A 3,724-nucleotide genomic window follows, 5' to 3' on the forward strand; every position below is an offset into this window, starting at 1 on the left:
CAGCCCGAGTTCGCGAACAGCTGCTGGATCTCGTTGCGCTGGGCCGGCGTCAGGTGGCTCCAGTCGCCGTACTTGCCGTTGGGGTTCAGGTGGCCCTGCAGCCAGCTTTCGATCTTCGCGGCATTGCCGTTCGGGTCCTGCCAGCTGCTTTGCGAGAACTGCGCGCCCTTGGCGAAGGAGCCGGCGGGGCTGAAGCCCTCGGGCCACACGTCCAGCGGGTGGGCGGCGGGCAGCCAGGCGTTCCAGTCCGGGTACTGCAGCGGCACGGCCATTTCGCGGGTGTTCATCGTGGCGCTGGCGTCCATCACCTTGTCCACGTCGGCCTGCGTGAGGCTCAGGGGCTGGCCGTCGATGGGTTTGCCGAACACGGCCTGCAAGGCCTGGGTGGTCGTGTCCAGCGCAGCGCCCAGGCCGGCGCCCGCGGCCCATTCGGTGATGGGCCGGCTGTCCAGCCCGGCACCGGGCTGGTAGGGCGGGTTCCACGGTGCCGCCTGGGCCACGTGGGGCACGGCCTGCTGGCTGTAGCGCAGGTAGGCCGCGATCTGCTGGCCCTGCAGCTTGCTCAGGCCGTGGAAGCGGCTGCGCTGCACGATGGCGTTGTCCGAGTAGTTGAAATACTGCAGGTCGCGGCCGGTGGGCGCGTGGCAGGAGGCGCAGGCTGCCTGTAGCTTGCGCGGCACGATGGAGGACTTGGCCAGCACGCCGGAGGCATGCCAGAGGGTGTCGCCCGCGGCCACGTCTTCGCTCCAGGTCTTGCCGGCGTCCTTCTGCTTCTTGATGTTGGCGAACTGCACCGCATTGGTGGCCAGGTTGCGGCCCTGGGCGTCCTGCAGCTGCAGTGCAATCACGCGGTAGCCGTTGGACTCGCCATCGGTGCCGTTGAAGCGGAACTGGATCAGGTTGCCGCTGGCGGCGGCCACCAGCCTGGCCTTGGTGCTGGCGTCCAGCACCAGGCCGATGCGCGCGGTGTAGAGGCCGCCGCGGGCCAGTCCGCCTTGCAGTCGTTCGGCATCGGCCAGTTGCACGTTGGCATCGGTGATGTCCACCCAGGGAATATCGGCGCCGGCATCGGCGCTGGTGCCGCCCAGCACCCGCAGGCTGGCCTTGACGCGGGCGGGGGCCTGCGTGGTGGCCTCGAACTCCGGCGGGCCGAAGAAGCCGCAGCGGTGGCAGCTGAACCACAGCCGGTCGACCTGGGCCAACTGGCTGGCGTCCACGTTCAAGACGGCTTGCACGATGGTGGGCTTGCTGGGCAGGCCGGCGCCCAGCACCTCCAGCGGCAATTGCAGCGTGGCGCCTGTGGCCGTCGCGTGCGTTGCCGCGTCTGCGCCGGTGGCCGATGTGACCAAGCTTGCGGCCAGGCCGAGGGCCAGCCAGACGCTGGCGATGGCGGCGCGAATGTGGCCGCTTGGTTGATTTGTCACGAGGTGCTTCCAGGCTGCGACGCCGGGGCCGGCTATGCGGGAACGCCTCGCCAGCCGGCGTCGATACCGGCGGCACCATACGTGTCTTCAGGCCCTCTGCGGAAGCCCCGATGAGGTGGTTCTATGCTCCACCTTCTGGCCTGAGAAAGTCCACCTGCACGGGTGTCGACCAGCGGCGCATGTTCTGCTACAGCCAGCCATCAACCAGCCACCTGCCTAACCTTGCGCGCCTTCGTGGCGCGTGTCGTGGCCGGTAGCGTCATCGACGCGGCGCACGCCGTAGGCGTTGTCATCTTCGGGCACCACGTGGCGGCTGTCCCAGGGCTCGGTGCCACGGGACATGCAGAGCCGGCCCTCGGTGTGGGCCTGCTCGTTGCACGCTGTGCAGGGCTCCTGCCGCATCAGGGTGGCCTGTGCTGCCTCCGGCAGCTCGTCCGGCTGGACGAGCAAGGTGGCATCGAACGGGGTCGGGGCAATGGGTGGCGAAATGGCCTGGGTGGCGGGGCGCTGGCTCATGAGATGGCTCCTGTCGAATCGGGAGGCGCGGCACGCATCGGGCAGCCGAGGGCGGCGACGCCGACTCCCGGGGCAAGTCGCATGCCCCGGCGGCCCCACTGCGCCGCCAAGGCATGCTGACTCTACGCCGGTCGCTGCCGCCTGGGCAGGTGGCGCATGCCCGGTGGCGGGTTGTTCAGTACGCGCCGCGTTTGGACTCCAGGGCCTCGCCTTTTTCGGCGTCCCGGCGCTGTTCCTTGCCCAGCGGCGGGGTCAGCCGGTCCGGATCCTGGCTGGACAGCGGCACGCCCTGCGGCTGGCCCTTGTCGCTGGCCGGCTTCCGGGTGCGTTCATCCAGCCATTCGCGCGGGCTTTCGCTGTCGGGCAGCGTGGTGGTGGCCGGGTCCGGGCCGACCGAGGTGCTGGTGCCGGGGCCGCCGGCACCGGCGTGGTCCGAGCCGCCAGAGGCCTGGCAGCGGAAGTGCAAGCGGTTCATGCCGGTGCCTCCTTCAATGCGAGGCCATCAGCTCGGCCTTGCGCGCGGCCAACTGTGCGCCGACGGCCTTGGTGTCCATGCCAGCCTTCTTGACCTTGGGGAACAGTTCGTCTTGCTCTTCCTTGACGTGGTGGTCGATCAACTCGCCCAGCACCTTGACCTTGGCGTCGTACAGATCGTCGTCCGGCTTGCCGGCCTCGATCTGGGCGATCAGGTCCTTGGCGCTGGCGTGTTCGACGGTGGCTTCGTCGACCAGATCGCCTTCGGGCAGCACTTCCCGGGCGGCAGGATAGAAGATCTCTTCTTCGATCTGGGCGTGCACCGTCAGCATCTCGCAGATGGTCAGCGCGACGCTGCTGCGATCCCCGGCTGGAGCTTCGGCCTTGGCCAGCTTCTCGTAGTCCTTGAACAGCTTCTTGACCTCGGCGTGGTCAGCGCGCAGCAGCGTGATCGCGTCAGGCGCGCGGCCAGTGGTCTTGCTGGTGTCGGGCGTACGCGACTTGGCGGGGCTGGCAGTGTGGCTGGCGGTGGTGCGCATGGGAAGAGCTCCAGTTGGCGGAACTCGCATCGCGGTTCCTGGGTTGATGAGAGTGCCCTCAGACCTGCCGCTGAGCGTCAGGCCCCCCAGGGGGTGGGGAAACTTGGGACGGGCCCGGCGTTTCCTCATGAGGCAATGAGGCCACTCTAGGGCGCATTGCCATGCCATGGCGCCATTGGGGCCACGGTTGCGACACCGGCTGACGCGCGCGCTTCGCCTGGGCCTACAGGGCGCCGCCTGCGGGGCCGGAAGATGGCGCTGCACACGAACGGAGCGATCGATGAACCAGGCAAGCTTGATGGCGATGTTCAGCTTCTCGATGTCGCCGCTGGAGCTGGTGATCCGCGGCAGCGCGATGTACGTTTTCCTGTTCCTGATCTTCCGCTTCGTGCTGCGGCGCGACGTGGGCTCGATCGCGATTTCCGATGTGCTGCTGCTGGTGCTGATCGCCGACGCCTCGCAGAACGCGATGGCCGGCGACTACAAGACAGTGGCCGACGGCATGGTGCTGGTGGGCACCATCGTCGGTTGGAACTGGGTGCTGGACTGGGCGGCCTGGCACTTCGAGCCGGTGCACCGCTTGTTGCAGGCACCGCCGCTGCCGCTGGTGCGCCACGGCCGGGTGCTGCATCGCAACCTGCGCAAGGAGTTCCTGACGCTGGACGACCTGATGATGGAACTGCGCAAGCAGGCGGTGTCGGACCTGGCCGAGGTGAAGCACGCCCAGATGGAGGGCGATGGCCAGATCACGGTGATCAAGCGCGAGGGCGG

General features: G+C 68.5%; 4 protein-coding genes and 1 pseudogene. 1 reads left to right on the forward strand and 4 read right to left on the reverse strand.

The features are described from left to right. The 4 genes and pseudogenes from FKP22_RS23820 to FKP22_RS23835 all read right to left on the reverse strand — a co-directional run. Positions 1-1,424: pseudogene (locus FKP22_RS23820) on the reverse strand (hypothetical protein); the annotation flags it as partial. Between the two features lie 216 nt (positions 1,425-1,640). Then, positions 1,641-1,940 (reverse strand): hypothetical protein, encoded by a 300-nt coding sequence (locus FKP22_RS23825; protein WP_141290153.1) that lies wholly within the window; start codon positions 1,938-1,940, stop codon positions 1,641-1,643. A gap of 175 nt (positions 1,941-2,115) precedes the next feature. Beyond that, positions 2,116-2,415 carry a hypothetical protein gene (locus FKP22_RS23830; protein WP_141290154.1) on the reverse strand — a complete coding sequence of 100 codons (300 nt, stop codon included), beginning with the start codon at positions 2,413-2,415 and terminating at the stop codon, positions 2,116-2,118. 13 nt (positions 2,416-2,428) lie between these two features. Continuing rightward, a complete protein-coding gene (locus FKP22_RS23835; RefSeq protein WP_141290155.1) occupies positions 2,429-2,953 on the reverse strand; it encodes a hemerythrin domain-containing protein in 525 nt (174 codons plus the stop codon). A 280-nt stretch (positions 2,954-3,233) separates the two neighbouring features. On the opposite strand from FKP22_RS23835, the gene FKP22_RS23840 reads away from it, so the two are divergent. Further along, positions 3,234-3,724: DUF421 domain-containing protein (locus tag FKP22_RS23840; protein WP_141290156.1), on the forward strand; the 491-nt coding region annotated here is incomplete at its 3' end.

Source organism: Ideonella azotifigens (genome assembly GCF_006519715.1).
Taxonomy (GTDB): Bacteria; Pseudomonadota; Gammaproteobacteria; order Burkholderiales; family Burkholderiaceae_C; genus Ideonella; species Ideonella azotifigens.

Bases quoted from the DNA above. Each gene is read 5' to 3' on its own strand.
- FKP22_RS23825 (WP_141290153.1), bottom strand. From the start codon at position 1,940: ATGAGCCAGCGCCCCGCCACCCAGGCCATTTCGCCACCCATTGCCCCG.
- FKP22_RS23830 (WP_141290154.1), bottom strand. From the start codon at position 2,415: ATGAACCGCTTGCACTTCCGCTGCCAGGCCTCTGGCGGCTCGGACCAC.
- FKP22_RS23835 (WP_141290155.1), bottom strand. From the start codon at position 2,953: ATGCGCACCACCGCCAGCCACACTGCCAGCCCCGCCAAGTCGCGTACG.